The 13,865-nt window shown below is 65.4% G+C and carries 15 protein-coding genes; 13 read left to right on the plus strand and 2 right to left on the minus strand.

The window, feature by feature from the left end:
* Positions 1-166 precede the first annotated feature (166 nt).
* From WBK23_RS00935 to WBK23_RS00945, 3 genes are all read left to right on the plus strand, one after another.
* Positions 167-577, plus strand: coding sequence for a DUF2946 family protein (locus WBK23_RS00935; protein ID WP_424482135.1), 411 nt, complete (start codon positions 167-169; stop codon positions 575-577).
* A 69-nt stretch (positions 578-646) separates the two neighbouring features.
* Entirely contained in the window at positions 647-2,812 is a 2,166-nt protein-coding gene (locus tag WBK23_RS00940; protein WP_424482136.1) for a TonB-dependent receptor, read from the plus strand.
* Between the two features lie 18 nt (positions 2,813-2,830).
* Positions 2,831-4,360 carry a PepSY domain-containing protein gene (locus WBK23_RS00945; protein WP_424482195.1) on the plus strand — a complete coding sequence of 510 codons (1,530 nt, stop codon included), beginning with the start codon at positions 2,831-2,833 and terminating at the stop codon, positions 4,358-4,360.
* Between the two features lie 84 nt (positions 4,361-4,444).
* On the opposite strand, the gene WBK23_RS00950 is transcribed toward WBK23_RS00945, so the two are convergent.
* The gene (locus tag WBK23_RS00950; protein ID WP_424482137.1) at positions 4,445-5,434 is read right to left on the minus strand and encodes an AraC family transcriptional regulator; all 990 of its coding nucleotides are present in this window, start codon (positions 5,432-5,434) and stop codon (positions 4,445-4,447) included.
* Positions 5,435-5,618: 184 nt separating this feature from the next.
* On the opposite strand from WBK23_RS00950, the gene WBK23_RS00955 reads away from it, so the two are divergent.
* From WBK23_RS00955 to WBK23_RS00985, 7 genes are all read left to right on the plus strand, one after another.
* A complete protein-coding gene (locus WBK23_RS00955) occupies positions 5,619-6,473 on the plus strand; it encodes a MaoC family dehydratase (protein WP_424482138.1) in 855 nt (284 codons plus the stop codon).
* A gap of 157 nt (positions 6,474-6,630) precedes the next feature.
* Positions 6,631-7,386, plus strand: a complete 756-nt coding sequence (locus WBK23_RS00960; RefSeq protein WP_424482139.1) for a hypothetical protein — start codon at positions 6,631-6,633, stop codon at positions 7,384-7,386.
* Positions 7,387-7,460: 74 nt separating this feature from the next.
* A complete protein-coding gene (locus WBK23_RS00965) occupies positions 7,461-7,775 on the plus strand; it encodes a nucleotide pyrophosphohydrolase (protein WP_424482140.1) in 315 nt (104 codons plus the stop codon).
* On the plus strand, positions 7,772-8,521 hold the full coding sequence (locus tag WBK23_RS00970) for a methyltransferase (protein ID WP_424482141.1): 750 nt from the start codon (positions 7,772-7,774) through the stop codon (positions 8,519-8,521). Before WBK23_RS00965 ends, WBK23_RS00970 begins: the two co-directional genes overlap by 4 nt.
* Before the next feature lie 28 nt (positions 8,522-8,549).
* On the plus strand, positions 8,550-9,143 hold the full coding sequence (locus tag WBK23_RS00975) for a DUF4136 domain-containing protein (protein ID WP_424482142.1): 594 nt from the start codon (positions 8,550-8,552) through the stop codon (positions 9,141-9,143).
* Between the two features lie 30 nt (positions 9,144-9,173).
* Positions 9,174-9,737, plus strand: a complete 564-nt coding sequence (locus WBK23_RS00980; RefSeq protein WP_424482143.1) for a DUF4136 domain-containing protein — start codon at positions 9,174-9,176, stop codon at positions 9,735-9,737.
* Positions 9,738-9,752: 15 nt separating this feature from the next.
* Positions 9,753-10,241: an N-acetyltransferase family protein gene (locus WBK23_RS00985; RefSeq protein WP_424482144.1), complete on the plus strand. Its 489-nt coding sequence runs from the start codon at positions 9,753-9,755 to the stop codon at positions 10,239-10,241.
* 7 nt (positions 10,242-10,248) lie between these two features.
* Here the strand turns inward: WBK23_RS00985 and WBK23_RS00990 are convergent, their stop codons facing one another.
* Positions 10,249-11,148, minus strand: coding sequence for a LysR family transcriptional regulator (locus tag WBK23_RS00990; RefSeq protein ID WP_424482145.1), 900 nt, complete (start codon positions 11,146-11,148; stop codon positions 10,249-10,251).
* Positions 11,149-11,246: 98 nt separating this feature from the next.
* Here WBK23_RS00990 and WBK23_RS00995 point away from each other — a divergent pair, with 98 nt between their 5' ends.
* The 3 genes from WBK23_RS00995 to WBK23_RS01005 all read left to right on the plus strand — a co-directional run bounded on the left by WBK23_RS00995 (position 11,247) and on the right by WBK23_RS01005 (position 13,857).
* A complete protein-coding gene (locus tag WBK23_RS00995; RefSeq protein ID WP_424482146.1) occupies positions 11,247-12,119 on the plus strand; it encodes an MBL fold metallo-hydrolase in 873 nt (290 codons plus the stop codon).
* Between the two features lie 54 nt (positions 12,120-12,173).
* On the plus strand, positions 12,174-12,623 hold the full coding sequence (locus tag WBK23_RS01000; protein WP_424482147.1) for a DMT family transporter: 450 nt from the start codon (positions 12,174-12,176) through the stop codon (positions 12,621-12,623).
* Positions 12,624-12,735: 112 nt separating this feature from the next.
* On the plus strand, positions 12,736-13,857 hold the full coding sequence (locus WBK23_RS01005) for a GGDEF domain-containing protein (RefSeq protein WP_424482148.1): 1,122 nt from the start codon (positions 12,736-12,738) through the stop codon (positions 13,855-13,857).
* Positions 13,858-13,865: the final 8 nt, after the last annotated feature.

The raw sequence follows: 13,865 nt of genomic DNA on the forward strand, positions 1-13,865 counted from the left end.
GATGACAACGTGAATGCTAAAAGGCCAACCTCGCGGTTGGCCTTTTGCTTTGCAGCGTCCAGGCTCCCCCCTGAATTGCTCCGAACGCCCCGACACATGCTGCTATCTGCGACAAATCGCCTGGCCGGCTTTCGGCGGGCCAGGCGCAATGGTAGATTGCCGCCCCATGAAGCCTTCCCATCGCCATCGCGCACTGACTGCCTGGACGCTGTACTGCAGCCTCCTGCTAGGCCTGTTCGCCTGTGGTATTCATCACGGCCAAATGAGTGGGCTGAGCCTGAGCGGGCTGGGCAGCGGCTTCTGTTCGCTGGGCAGCGACAATGGCCCCGGTGTCGACCTGGGTAGTTCGGAGCAGACGCAGCAAACGGCCTCGTCGCTCAGCTGCCCACTGTGCTCCTCCTTTGCCGGCGCGGTGGCGATCAACACGTCGACCTGGGCCCTGGACTATGCGCCGGGCAGCGCCGTGGCACCGATCGTCGTGCGCAGCTGGGCGCAGCCGCCACCCCGTTACCTGTGGCCCGCGCTAAATCCCCGCGCCTCTCCCGCCAACTTCCTCGCAGTGAATCCATCCGTCTGATTCGGTCTGCCTGCGCCTCGGCGTAGCCGCACGAAACAGCCATCACTCTTCGCGTGGAAGTTGTTCTTCATGACTATAAGAAACACCGCTTTGGTGCTGCTGCTCAGCCCCTGCAACCTGGCGTGGGCGAATCACGCGCCCATCGAGTTGGACGCCCTGACTATCGAAGGCACCCTCGAAAAGCCATCAGGCGTGGTACTCGATCAACCGATCAAGACCGGCTCGCGCCTGGGTCTGACCGCCCGCGAAACCCCGGCCTCGGTCAGCGTCTCCGACCGCAGCATCATCGAGGCGCGCGGTGCCAAGGACACCCAGGACGTGATCAATACCATGACCGGGGTCAACGCCTCGGCCAACCCGGGCTACGGCGGCTATGTGTCCTATCGCGGCTTCACCGCCGGGCAGATCACCCAGCTCTACAACGGCATCGGCATGAGCTACAGCAGCGCCACCCGCCCGGTGGACGCCTGGATCTATGACCGCGTCGAGCTGATCGGCGGGCCCTCGACCTTCCTCTACGGTGCCGGCGCGGTCGGCGGCTCGATCAACTACATCACCAAGCTGGCCAGCCGTGAGGAGCAGGCCGTGGAAGGCCGCGTGCGCTACGGCAGCTACGACAGCTCGGAGCTGGCCATCGGCGTCAATCACGCGCTGAGCAGCGATCCCGATCCCAAGCACTTCGCGCGCCTGGATGTCAGCCGCACAGCCGGCAACGGCTACATGGACCGCAACGATCGCGAGTCGACCAGCACCGCCTTCTCCATCCTCAGCGACCTGACGCCCAACCTCAGCCATACCCTGGCCCTGGAGTACCAGGAGGATAAGGAAAACAGCCCCTACTGGGGCTCGCCGCTGCTCAACCCAGTGGGCGACAGCATGAAGATCGACGAGGACCGCCGCTTCGAGAACTACAACGTCGAAGACGGTCGCTACGAACAGCGCGTACGCTGGGTGCGTTCGATCATCGACTACCAGATCAATGACAGCACCAGCCTGCAGAACACCCTCTACCACTACGACGCCCAGCGCGATTACCGCAACCTGGAGAACTACGTCTATAACGCCGACAACAGCCGCCTGAACCGTTATGCCGCACTGCTGCAACGGCATGACCAGCAGGTCAATGGCAACCGCTTCGAGCTGCGCCACGACAACCAGCTGTTCGGCCTGTTCAGCCAATGGTCGGCCGGCATGGACTACTCGGTGAACCAGCAGAAGCTGCACCCCAACAGCCAGTTCAACGCCAGCCCCTACGACACTATCGACCCGGACCATTTCGACCCGGGCAGTTTCTACGACATCCCCGGGGTCAGCAGCGGCCTGCAGAAAGTGCGCAAGCATGAGGTCACCACCCTGGCCGGCTTCCTGGAGAACCGCCTGGAGCTGAGCGAGCGCCTGTCGCTGCTGACCGGCCTGCGCTACGACCACCTGCACATGGAGGTGACCAACTACGGCACGGTCACCCCCACCAGCCCAGCGTTCTTCGAGCGCACCTGGGAGCCGCTCACCGGCCGCGCCGGCCTGGTTTATGAGCTGACCCCGGCGGCCAACGTCTATGTGCAGTACAGCACCGCCGCCGACCCGCCAGCCGGCTCGCTGGCCTCGGCCACCTATTCGCAGGTCGGCCTGTATGACCTGACCACCGGCGAGCAGTGGGAAGTTGGCAGCAAGTTCGACTTCCTCGACGGCCGCGGCTCGGCCACCGTGGCGCTGTACCAGATCGTCCGCCGTGACTTCACGGTGAGGGACTCCAGCAACCCCAACCTGACCGTGCAGGCCGGTCAGCAGACTTCCCGTGGCATCGAGCTGGCCGGCAAGCTACAGGTCACGCCGAAACTACTGGCCGAGGCCAACTACGCCTACGTCGATGCCCAGTACGACGAGTTCAACGAGAAGGTGGGCAGCGCATCGGTGTCGCGCGAGGGCAACAGCCCGACCAACGTGCCGGACAACGTCGCCAACTTCTGGCTGACCTACGACATCGCCCCAGCCTGGCAGGCCGGCGTGGATGCGCGCTATGTCGCGGCGGTGTTCGCCGACAACGCCAACAGCCTGGAGGCGCCGTCCTACAGCCTGTACGGTGCCTTCGCGCGCTACCGGGTGGATGAGCACACCGCGGTGACCGCACGGGTGCGCAACCTGACCGACGAGATCTACGCCGAACAGGCCTATGGCACGCTCTACTACATGGGCGCGCCGCGGACGTTCGAAGTGGCCATCGATACCCGCTTCTAAGAGGCCCGCAGCATGGCGATCAAACGCTACCTCTACCTCTGGCACCGCTGGTTGGGCATCAGCCTGTGCCTGTTTATGGCGCTGTGGTTCGTCTCCGGGGTGGTCATGCTGTATGTCGGCTATCCCAAGCTGACGCCGGCCGAACATCTGGCGCACCTGCCCGAGCTGTCGCCGCGTGATTGCTGCGTCAGCCCGGGCCAGGCGCTGGCCGCCAGCGGACGCAGCGAGGTGCCGAGCACACTGCGCCTGAGCAGCGTCGCCGGCACGCCGCGCTACCTGCTCGGCTACGCCGACGGCACGCGCCTGGTGGTGGACGCGCGCAGTGGCCAGCGGATTACCACGGTCGATGCACACACGGCGCTGGCCAGCGCGCGCCAGTTCGCCGGTACAGACCCGGTGGACTACCTCGATCAGGTGCAGGAAGACACCTGGAGCCATTCGCGCGCCCTCGATCCGGACCGGCCGCTGCACCGCGTGCAGGTGGCCGACGCGGCGGGCAGCCTGCTGTACATCTCCGGCCAGACCGGCGCGGTGGTGCGCGACGCGACGCGCACGGAGCGGACCTGGAACTGGCTGGGGGCCTGGCTGCACTGGTTGTACCCGCTGCGCGACAGCCCCTGGTGGACGCAGATTGTCATCTACCTGGCGCTGGCCGCCACCCTTATGGCGCTGCTCGGACAGGTCGTCGGTCTGCTCCGTTGGCGCTTCGCCAAACCCTATCGCAGCGGCTCGCGCTCGCCTTATGCGGGTGGCTTCGCGCGCTGGCATCACATCGGCGGGCTGCTGTTCGGTGCGGTGCTGATCGCCTGGATTTTCAGCGGGCTGCTGTCGATGAACCCCTGGCAGCTGTTTGCCAGTTCCTCGACCGCCACCCCGGCGGCCTATCGCGGCGGCGAGCTGAATACCGGTAGCGATCACCAGCCGCTGGCCGAGACGCTCGCGCAGTTCCGCCAGGCCGGCCTGGCGGTGCGGGAAGTGCACTGGCAGAGGGTCGGCGGCCAACTCTACCGGGTGGGCTACGACGCGGCCGGCGAGAGCCGCATCCAGAGCGTCGTCGAAGGCGCGCCCGTGCTCGCGCAACTGCCCACCAGCACCCTGGAACAGGCCGCGCGCGCCATGCTGCCGGGCGTGGCCGTGCAGTTCGACTGGCTGGAGCGCTACGACGCTTATTACTACCAACGCGCCGAACAGAGCATGTACGGCCACCAGCGCAAGCGCCTGCCCCTGCTGCGTGTGCGCTTCGATGATCCCGCCGCCACCTGGGTGCATCTCGACCCTTACAGCGGCGCGCTAATCGAGCAACTCGACCAGCGCCAACGAGTCTCGCGCTGGCTGTTCAACCTGCTGCACAGCTGGGACTGGCTGCCGCTGCTGGAACGGCCACTGCTGCGCGAGGTGCTGATCATCGCCTTCAGCCTCGGCGGCCTGGCCATCAGCGTCAGCGGCATCGTCCTCGGCTGGCGTCGCCTGCGGCGCAATCCGCTCCAGCACAGACCGCCCCGCCGCCTGAAAACACCTGCGGTGGCCCAGCAAAGAGGGGTTACCTGACCAGACGATCACGCCGTACAGATGCTGTGTCGGCGACTTGGCCATTCGTGCGCCACGACCTTGGTCGGCTTGGCCCAGTAAGCCTTACTTGCCGCGCTTGCGGAATTCCACCGGCGTCTCGCCGACCCAGCGTTTAAAGGCACGGTAGAAGGTGCTCGGCTCGGAGAAGCCGGTGCGTTCGACGATTACCTCGATGCGCTCGTCGGTGTTAAGCAACAGGTCCTTGGCCAGGCGGCAGCGGTAGTCGGTGACCAGGTCATTGAAGCGCACCCCGGCCATGGCCAGGCGCTCGCGCAGCCGCCGCGCCGGCATATTCAGCCGCGCCGCGACCTGCTCCAGAGTGGCACCGCTGTCGACCAGCAGCTCGCCGATCAATTCACGCACCTTGCGCACCAGGTCCAGCCGCTCGACTTCGGCCAGCTGGCGGCGTGCCAGCGACTCGTGCATGCGCAGCAATTCCGGGGCGGCATGCCGCGAGGTTTTCTCCAGCACCGCCGCATTGAACACCAGCGCATAGCGCTCACCGGCCAGCACCGCCGGGCAGCCATAGACCTGCTGATACAGCTCGGCGGGCGCGCCATCGGCATGCATAAAGTGCACTTCGAAAGGCGTGAAATCGCCCTCGGTGAGGGCCGCGAACAAACGGATCACCGCGCCGGCGAGCATCTCCGGGAAGTGCCGAGGTGTGCCGGGAATCAGCCCGAGCACCAGCACCGCACGCTCATCCTGCACCTCCAGGCGGGCATTCAGGGTGTCGGACAGCAGGCGCACATAGCGCAGCGCATGACGCAGCCCTTCACCGAAGGTTTCGCTGGAGAGAAACAGGTATTCCAGCAGCAGGCCATGGAATGCCGGCAGGTGCTGAGCCAGGTAGAGGCCGACATGTTCCTCGCCGCATTCATCGATGGCGGCCTTCCAGAACATGGCCTGGGCAGCATGGGGAAAGCGTCCGGCAGGCAAACCACCGGGCGGCAGGCCAACGCGCGCCAGCACCCGATCGGGGTCGTTACCGCTGGCACGCAAGGCGTCGATCACCGGGCGCATCAGCGCCACGTCGTCGGTTAGATCACGCATATTTTTCTGATTTCTTGTTATCCGCGAGGCGCGGCCATCTTAGGCAGCTTTGGGCTCTGCGCTCAAGGCGTGAATCAGTGTTGCGCCGCTCTATTGACTGGCCTGCCGCACAGCCAGGCGAGCCGGCCAATGCACGCCACGGACGGCCGACTAAGCTGCTGCCACCGTTCTGAGGAGTTCGCCCATGGCCATCGACTGGCTCGACCTGCCCGCCCCACCCGCCTTGCCTGGCCTGTTTGCCCGCGCAGCCTTGCGCCGCAGTGTCAGCGGACGCAGCCTGCCCAACCTGGGGCTGCGCTGCCAGGTCACGGTCGACCCCGCGCATCTGGCGCGTTACCGGCAGATCTGCGGTTTTAGCGACAACGGCCTGCTGCCGGCGACCTACCCACATATCCTCGCCTTCGCCCTGCAGATGCAGCTACTCACCGACAAGCGCTTTCCGTTCCCGCTACTGGGTCTGGTGCACCTGGAAAACCGCATCCGCGTGCTGCGCCCGCTCGGCGGCCTCGGCCCATTCAGCGTCAGCGTGCAGGTCCAAGGCCTGCGGCCCCACGACAAGGGCGTGAGCTTCAGCCTGATCACCCAGCTGCACGACCAGCTCGGCCTGCTCTGGGAAGGTGACAGCCGCATTCTCTGCCGCGCCTTGCGCCTGGACGGCAAACCGGCCGAACAGGCTGCCGAAGCCCCGCGCCCCCAAACCACCCTCGCCCACTGGCAGGCCCCGGCGGATATCGGCCGGCGTTATGCGCGGATTGCCGGTGACTACAACCCAATCCATCTGTTTGCCGCCAGCGCCAAGCTATTCGGTTTCCCCCGCGCGATTGCCCACGGGCTGTGGAACAAGGGCCGCGCCCTGGCCGAACTGGGCTCACGCCTGCCCAGCGCCGGTTATCAGGTCGCCGTGCGCTTCCACAAACCGGTGCTGCTGCCCAGCGACGTGCACCTGCAAGCCAGCGAGGCCACGCCCCATGGCCAGTTCAGCCTGCTCGGCAAGGATGAGCTGATGCATATGAGTGGCAGCTGGAGCCCCCTCGACTAGCCGCGCGAGCGTTGCATATACAGGACGCGGCATGGCCGGCACTTCCAGCAGCAGAGGCTTGGCGTTTTTCCGGAGCAGGATTATCGTGTTGCCTCTTGCGCCCACGCGGTCACGGTTGACCCGCCAGGCAACTCCCATGGAACTAGAGAGCATCCGCATGAACAAGATCGCAACACTCGCCACCGCCCTGACCCTCGCCGGTACAGCCCTGCAGGCCCAGGCCCTGGACGCCTCCGGGCAACGCTACGTCAACCAGCTGGTGCAGGGCGGCCCGGTGTCGATTCGTGAAGCGGCGCAGAGCATCTACCACAGCGGCTACCGCGATACCGAGACCCTCGACGTCGCCGCCGAAGTGCTGCTACAGAAGTACCGCACGGCCTCCGACAACACCACCTCCGATGCCCTGGCCTGGGTCTGCAAGGCTCTCGGCAGCTCCGGCAACGGCCGCTACAAGCCGGTGCTCGATGAAGTGGTGGCCAACGCCAACAACCGCAAGCTTGACCGCCACTGCGAAAACGCAGCCGACAGCCTCAGCCCAGGCGGCGCGGCTTACACCGCCGGCAGCGTCAACCTGGATGCCTACCGCAATGGCAAGGGCCAGCCGGCCAGCAGCGCGCCAGCGGCCGCCGCACCTGCCGCCGCCGTCGCCCAGGGCAGCGGCTCGTTCAGCGATATCCGCACCGGCATGAGCATGGACGAAGTCAACGCGCTGCTCGGCGCGCCTACCGCCACCTACTCGCACCAGACTGGCAAAGCCTGGATCCCGTTCAACTTCAAGGGCAAGGACGTGGCCCGCGTGGTCGCGCTGTACAAAGGCAAGGGGCGCATCACCTTCTCCCAGGAAAGCGTCTACGCCAACGTCTGGCGCGTGATGGAAGTGACCAACAATCCCAACGAAAGCGGCTATCCATAAGAACTCCGTTGTTTTGCCGGCTTGAAGCCAGGCCGGCAAAGCCCGAAGCTATGCGCTCCTGCCTGGAGCGCCTGATGAACCTCGCCGAACTGACCACCCGCATGCACGCCATTCGTGATCGCAACGACTGGCGGCCATTCCACAGCCCGAAGAACCTGGCCATGGCCGCCAGCGTGGAAATGGCCGAGCTGGTGGAAATCTTCCAATGGCTGACCGAAGCACAATCACACCAGCTTCCCGCCGATCAACTGGCCCATGCCGGCCAGGAAATCGGCGATATCGTGCTGTATCTGGTGCTGCTGTGCGGCGAGCTGGGTCTGGACATGGAACAGGTGGTACGCGCCAAGCTGGCCGACAACGAACGGCGCTTTCTCGGAGAGGCGCAATGACTGATCGCCATTTCGACGAGCTGGCCACCCGCTTCGCCGAGAAGATCTACGGCGGGGCCAAGGGCGCAATCCGCCTGGCCGTGCTCCAGGCCGACCTGGCCGATGCCCTGCCCGAGCGGCCGTTGCGGGTACTGGATATCGGCGCGGGGCTGGGCCATATGTCGTTGTGGCTGGCCCAGCGCGGCCATCAGGTGACCCTGGCGGAACCCGCCGAACCGATGTTGCAGGGTGCCCGCCAGCGCTTTGCCGAGGCTGGCCAACACGCCACGTTTATTCAAGCGCCCTGGCAAGACCTGCTCGGTCAGCTCGAGCAACCCTATGACCTGGTGATCTGCCACGCCGTGTTGGAATGGCTGGCCGAGCCGCAGAGCATTCTGCCGGTGCTGCACCAGCTCTGCGCGCCCGGCGGCTGGCTGTCGCTGGCCTTCTACAACAAGGACGCGCTGATCTACCGCAACCTGCTCAAGGGCCATTTCCGCAAGCTGCGCAAGGCCGAGTTCGCCGGGGAAAAACAAAGCCTGACCCCACAGATGCCGCTCGACCCGCGCGAACTGGCAGCGCAACTTGAGCTGACTTGGCAGGTCGAAAGCCAGAGTGGCGTGCGGGTGTTTCACGACTATATGCCGCAACCCTTCCAGGCCAAGGCCGAACTGATCGACCTGCTGGAAATGGAGCTGGCCTACCGCCGCCACCCCAGCTTTGCCGGGCTGGGGCGTTATCTGCACTGGATCTGCCGGCCACTCTGACAGCCATCGCACTGGAGGCATGCACGCGATGAAACGACTTGGCGCATTACTGCTACTGGCCACCCTCGCGGCCTGCCAGAGCCACAACCCCTACACCGCGACCAGCACCCCACTGCCACCCGCGCCGGTACAGGCCGCGCAACATCTGGACCTTAGCGCCTACCCAGCGCCGCCGCGCGACTATGGCCGCTATCGCACCTGGAGCTGGCAGCGTCTGCCCGCCGGCACGGCCTGGGCCAGTTCCGAGCAGGTACAGGAAGCCCTGAGCAATGCTCTCGACCAGCGCGGCCTGCGCCCGCAACGCGGTGCGGCCAGCAGCGATCTGCAGGTCAGCGCCGAACTGCGCCTGGAGCAACGCATCCGCCAGGTCACCGAAAGCTACGGCAGCTATTACGGCCATAGCCGTTATGGCGATGACTACGGCCTATGGGGCAGCGCGCCGCTGGTGCGCAGCTATACCGAAGAGGTCATAGTGGTGGCTATCGAACTGTTCGACAGCCAGGATGGCCAGGTGCTGTGGAGCGCCAGCGCCGAAACCCTCAGCAGCGGCAGCCAGAGCGAACGCATGGCGGCCTTGCGCACGGCAGTGCAACAGGCCCTGAGCGCTTATCCACCGAGCTGATTGCCCCACCCGACACCCACGGAGAACGTCATGCGTGCATCGATCCTGCTACTGCCCCTGCTGTTGCTGCTGAGCGCCTGCCAGACGCCCCAGCTGCAGCGCGACTTCGACCCTAATCGGGATTTCGCCGCCTACCGCAGCTGGAGCTGGCAGGAGCCGGGCGTGCAATACAAGCCCGATGACCCACGCCTGAACAGCGACCTCACTGGCCAGCGCATCCGTGCCGCCGTTACCGAGCAGCTCGACCAACGCGGCCTGCGCACAACCGCGGCAAACACGCCGGCAGATCTCAAGGTAAAGGTCTGGCTGATCGTCGATAACCGCCAGCAGCAGGTCAGCACTCAGGTTGGCGGGGCCTGGGGCAACCCTTGGGGCGGCGGTTTCTGGGGCGGCCCGGGGTATGTCGAGACGCGCAATGTGGATTATCAGGTGGCCACCCTGCAGATCGACCTGCTCGACGGCAAGGATGGCAAGCTGGTCTGGCGCGGCAGTACCGAGCAGATCGTGCGCAACAACCCAGCCAACCCAAGCGAGCGCGAAGCGGAAATCCGTAACAGCGTGGCGCAGATTCTCAGCCAGTATCCGCCACGCTAACAATCAGGGCCTTGCATGAACCCTAACCCGCAGCTCAGCCATCGCCCGGCGGTGGCCAGTGATCTGGCCGACATCGTCAATTTTCCGCAGAACGCCGAAGAACTGTTCTTCTGCTACCCCAAAGCCGACTGGCCGCTAAGCATCGGTCAGCTGGCCGCCGCCATGGCCGAACGCCGCGACAGCACCGTGGTGGTGCTGAACGGACGGGTTGCCGGCTTCGCCAACTTCTACCAATGGCAGTACGACGACTACTGCGCCCTCGGCAACCTGATGGTGGCACCCTGGGCGCGCGGCCAGGGCGTGGCGCATTACCTGGTGGCGGTGATGGAGCAACTGGCGCGCGAGCACTACCACGCCGTGCGCATGCAGGTGTCGTGCTTCAACGCCAACAGCGCCGGGTTGCTGCTCTACCCGAAACTCGGTTACGCCCTCAGCGGCGTGGTCGAGCGGCGTGACCGGCACGACCAGCGCGTGGCGCTGATTCAGTTCAGCAAGCCACTGTAAGCCCCGCTTACAGATCCCAATCCGGCGTACTGGCCAGGCGCTCAATCAGAAAATCCAGCAAGGCGCGCAGCGCCGTCGGCATCTGCCGGCGGCTGCCGTACAGCGCATGAATGCCCAGCTCCTGCGGCTGGTACTCGGGCAGCAGCTGCACCAGCGCCCCCGAGCGCAGCAGCGCACTCACTGAATAACGCGGCTGCAGGCTGATGCCGGCATCGGCCAGGGTCGCCTCCAGCAGCACCATCGACTCATTGGCGCTGAGGTTGCCGCTAACCGCCACCGCATACGGCTCGCCGCCACGCTGAAACTCCCAGATGCTGCGACCGAAATAGGCGTAACTCAGGCAATTGTGCTGCGCCAGCTCTTCCGGCCGCTGCGGCGTGCCGTGCTGCGCCAGGTACGCCGGAGTGGCGCAGACCACCGAGCGGCACACCGCCAGCTGACGCGCGATCAGGTTGGGGTCGAGCTGGTTGGTGATGCGCAAAGCCAGGTCGATGCGCGCCTCGACCAGATTGACCGCCTGGCTGCCCACCAGCAGATCGACACTGACCTGCGGGTGCAGGCGGATAAAGTCGCGCAAGCCGTGCACCAGCCAGGCCTGGGCGAACGACTGGCTGCAGGCGATGCGCAGGTTGCCGCGCGGCGCGCTGTCCTGCGCCAGGCTGACGCCTTGCATGGTTTCGGCCAGCGCCAGCATCTCGCGGCATTGGCCCAGCAACTGTTCGCCAGCCCCGGTCAGGCTCAACTTGCGCGTGGTGCGGTGCAGCAGGCGCGCGCCGACCCAGCCCTCCAGCTCGCCGAGGTAGCGCGAAACCATCGCCCGCGACATCTCCAGTGCCTCGGCGGCGGCCGTCTGGCTACCCCTGTCCACCACCTCGACAAATACCCGGGTTGCTGTAAGCCGATCCATAACTCGCTCGATATACGCAATAAACCTGCGCAGATTAAGGGGCTTTTGGCTCGATTTAAAGCAACTAAGATCAGCTCACGTACTTATCGGAGGTCACCATGTTCAGTTCACCCATCATTCGCCAGCTGCTCGCCAGCATCAGCCTGTTCGGCGCGGCCACGGCCGCTATCGCCCAACCGCTCAGCATCGAGGTGTACAACCCGGGCGAGAGCGCGATCTTCCCGGTCACCTCGACCCTGATCAGCGGCGAGCGCGATGCCATTCTGGTCGATGCGCAGTTCTCCACTCGTGAAGCGCAGCAGCTGGTCGAGCGCATCCAGGCCAGCGGCAAGAACCTCACCACCATCTTTATCAGCCACGGCGACCCGGATTTCTACTTCGGCCTGGACACCCTGACCCGCGCCTTCCCCAAGGCCAAGGTACTGGCCACGCCGCAGACCATCGCCTATATCGAGAAAAGCCGTGCGCCGAAGCTGGCCTACTGGGGCCCGATCCTCAAGGACACTGCGCCCGCCCGCACTGTGGTGCCGCAAGCACTGCAAGGCGACCACCTGATGCTGGAAGGCCAGCCCCTGCAACTGATCGGCCATGACCCCAAGCACACCAGCCTGTGGATCCCGAGCCGCAAGACCGTGGTCGGCGGCGTGCTGACCTACGCCAATATCCACCCCTGGATTGCCGATGCGCAGACGCCCGCCGCGCGCCAGTCCTGGCTGCAATCGCTGGCCGAACTGGAAGCCCTGCAACCGCAGACCCTGGTGCCCGGCCACTACCTGGGCAAGCCCAAGCTGAACCTGGACGACCTGCGTTTTACCCGCGCCTACCTGAACAGCCTGGAAACCGAACTAGCCAAGGCCCAGAACAGCCAGGCACTGATCGCCGCGATGACGGCCCGCTACCCGCAGCTGCTCGACGCCAGCAGCCTGGAGCTGAGCGCCAAGGTGCTTAAAGGCGAGATGCAGTGGCCGTAGACTGACCCCGCGCACGACCTTGCGGCATAATCAGCGGCCAACCTGGAGATGCCCATGCCTGCCCCGATCTGGTGGTTACTTGCCTTGCCGTTTGTCGCCGGAGCCTGCCTGCCGTTACAGGCCGGCATCAACGGCCAGTTGGCCAAACAGCTGTCCAGCGTGCTGTCCGCCGCACTGCTTTCCTTTACCGTCGGCACCCTGGCGCTGCTGATCCTGGTGCTGGCACAACGCGAGTTTCCCAGCATCGGTGCGCTGAAAGGCCTGACCTGGTGGCACTGGAGCGGCGGCCTGCTAGGGGTGATGTTTATCGCCACCGCCGCCTTCGCCGGGCCCAAGGTTGGTGCGTTGCTGTTTATGGCGCTGGTGATTGCCGGCCAGCTGAGTATGGCGCTGACCCTGGATCACTTCGGCTGGGCCGGCTTTCGCGAAGCGCCGATCAGCCTGGGCAAAGTCGGTGGCCTGCTGCTGATCGTCGCCGGCATCTGGCTGATCCGCCGCAGCTGACCGGCCAAATTCCGGCCAGCAGCAGGATGTTTTCTCGTACTGGCGATCTGACAGCTTTTTCAGAACGAAACAGTTATGCTGCGGTCAGGCCGCTTTTTTGTGATCACAAGCCATGACCGAACCCCACGTCCCCCGTCAGCCGCAGGCTTTCGCACTCTGGCGCGAAGCCCAGGACACGCGCATCCGCACGCCGCTGGGGGGCATCTATTACCTGCTGGCGTGGCTGCTCACCTGGGGGTTCAGCAATGACCCGCTGGCGCTGCTGGCCCCGGGGCTGATCGGCCTGGGCGTGTTCGCCCTGCTACTGACGCTGCGCCTGCTGCATCGCCTGCCAGACGAGCAGACGCCCGCCGCGCTGCAGCGCTGGCTCAATCACCACTGGCTGTTGATTCTCAGCACCGCGCTGGCCTGGGGCCTGGCCCATGCCCTGGCGCAGACGCATGCGCTGTTCAGCAGCTCGGCGATCATCGCCACCCTCAGCACCATAGCCTTCAGCACCGCGCTGGCCTTCACCTTCTCGATGCGCAAGAAACGCGCGACCCTGGCGCTGCTGCTGATCTACCTGCCGGGACTGCTCAGCCTGGCGCTGGACTGGCAGGCACGGCACGCCGTGCTGATCACCCTGAGCTTCTACCTGAGCTACCTGCTGCTGGCGCTCAACCGCAGCCACCGCGAATACCACAACACCCTGGCGCTGGAGCTGCAGCTGCTCGACCAGCAGGAGCGCCTCGAGCAACTCAGCCGTACCGACAGCCTGACCCAGCTGGGCAATCGCTATCAGTTCAACTCCCTGTTCCCGGTGATGGTCGCCAACGCCCAGCGGCAGAGCCAGCCACTGTCGCTGGTGCTGCTGGATATCGACTTCTTCAAGCGGATCAACGATGAGCACGGGCATGCCTGTGGCGATACCTGCCTGAGCGCCTTTGCCGAGCGCATGCGGCAGAACTTCCGGCGTGACAGTGACGCCCTGCTGCGCCTGGGTGGCGAAGAGTTCGGCATACTGATGCCCAATACCCCGCTGGAGCAGGCGCGCCTGCTGGCCGAGCAGTTTCGTCAGGAGCTGGAACGGGAAGGCTTCGAGGTCCCGGGCGCAACGCTGCCGCTGACCGCAAGCCTGGGGGTGGGGTGTTACGACATGCGTCACGACAGCAGCGCCGAGGCCTTCTTCAAGCGCGTCGACGACGCCCTGTATCAGGCCAAGGATGCCGGGCGCAATCGCCTGCAGCTGGCCTGAAGCGGCAT

It is taken from the genome of Pseudomonas sp. (assembly GCF_049653025.1).
Lineage (GTDB): Bacteria > Pseudomonadota > Gammaproteobacteria > Pseudomonadales > Pseudomonadaceae > Aquipseudomonas.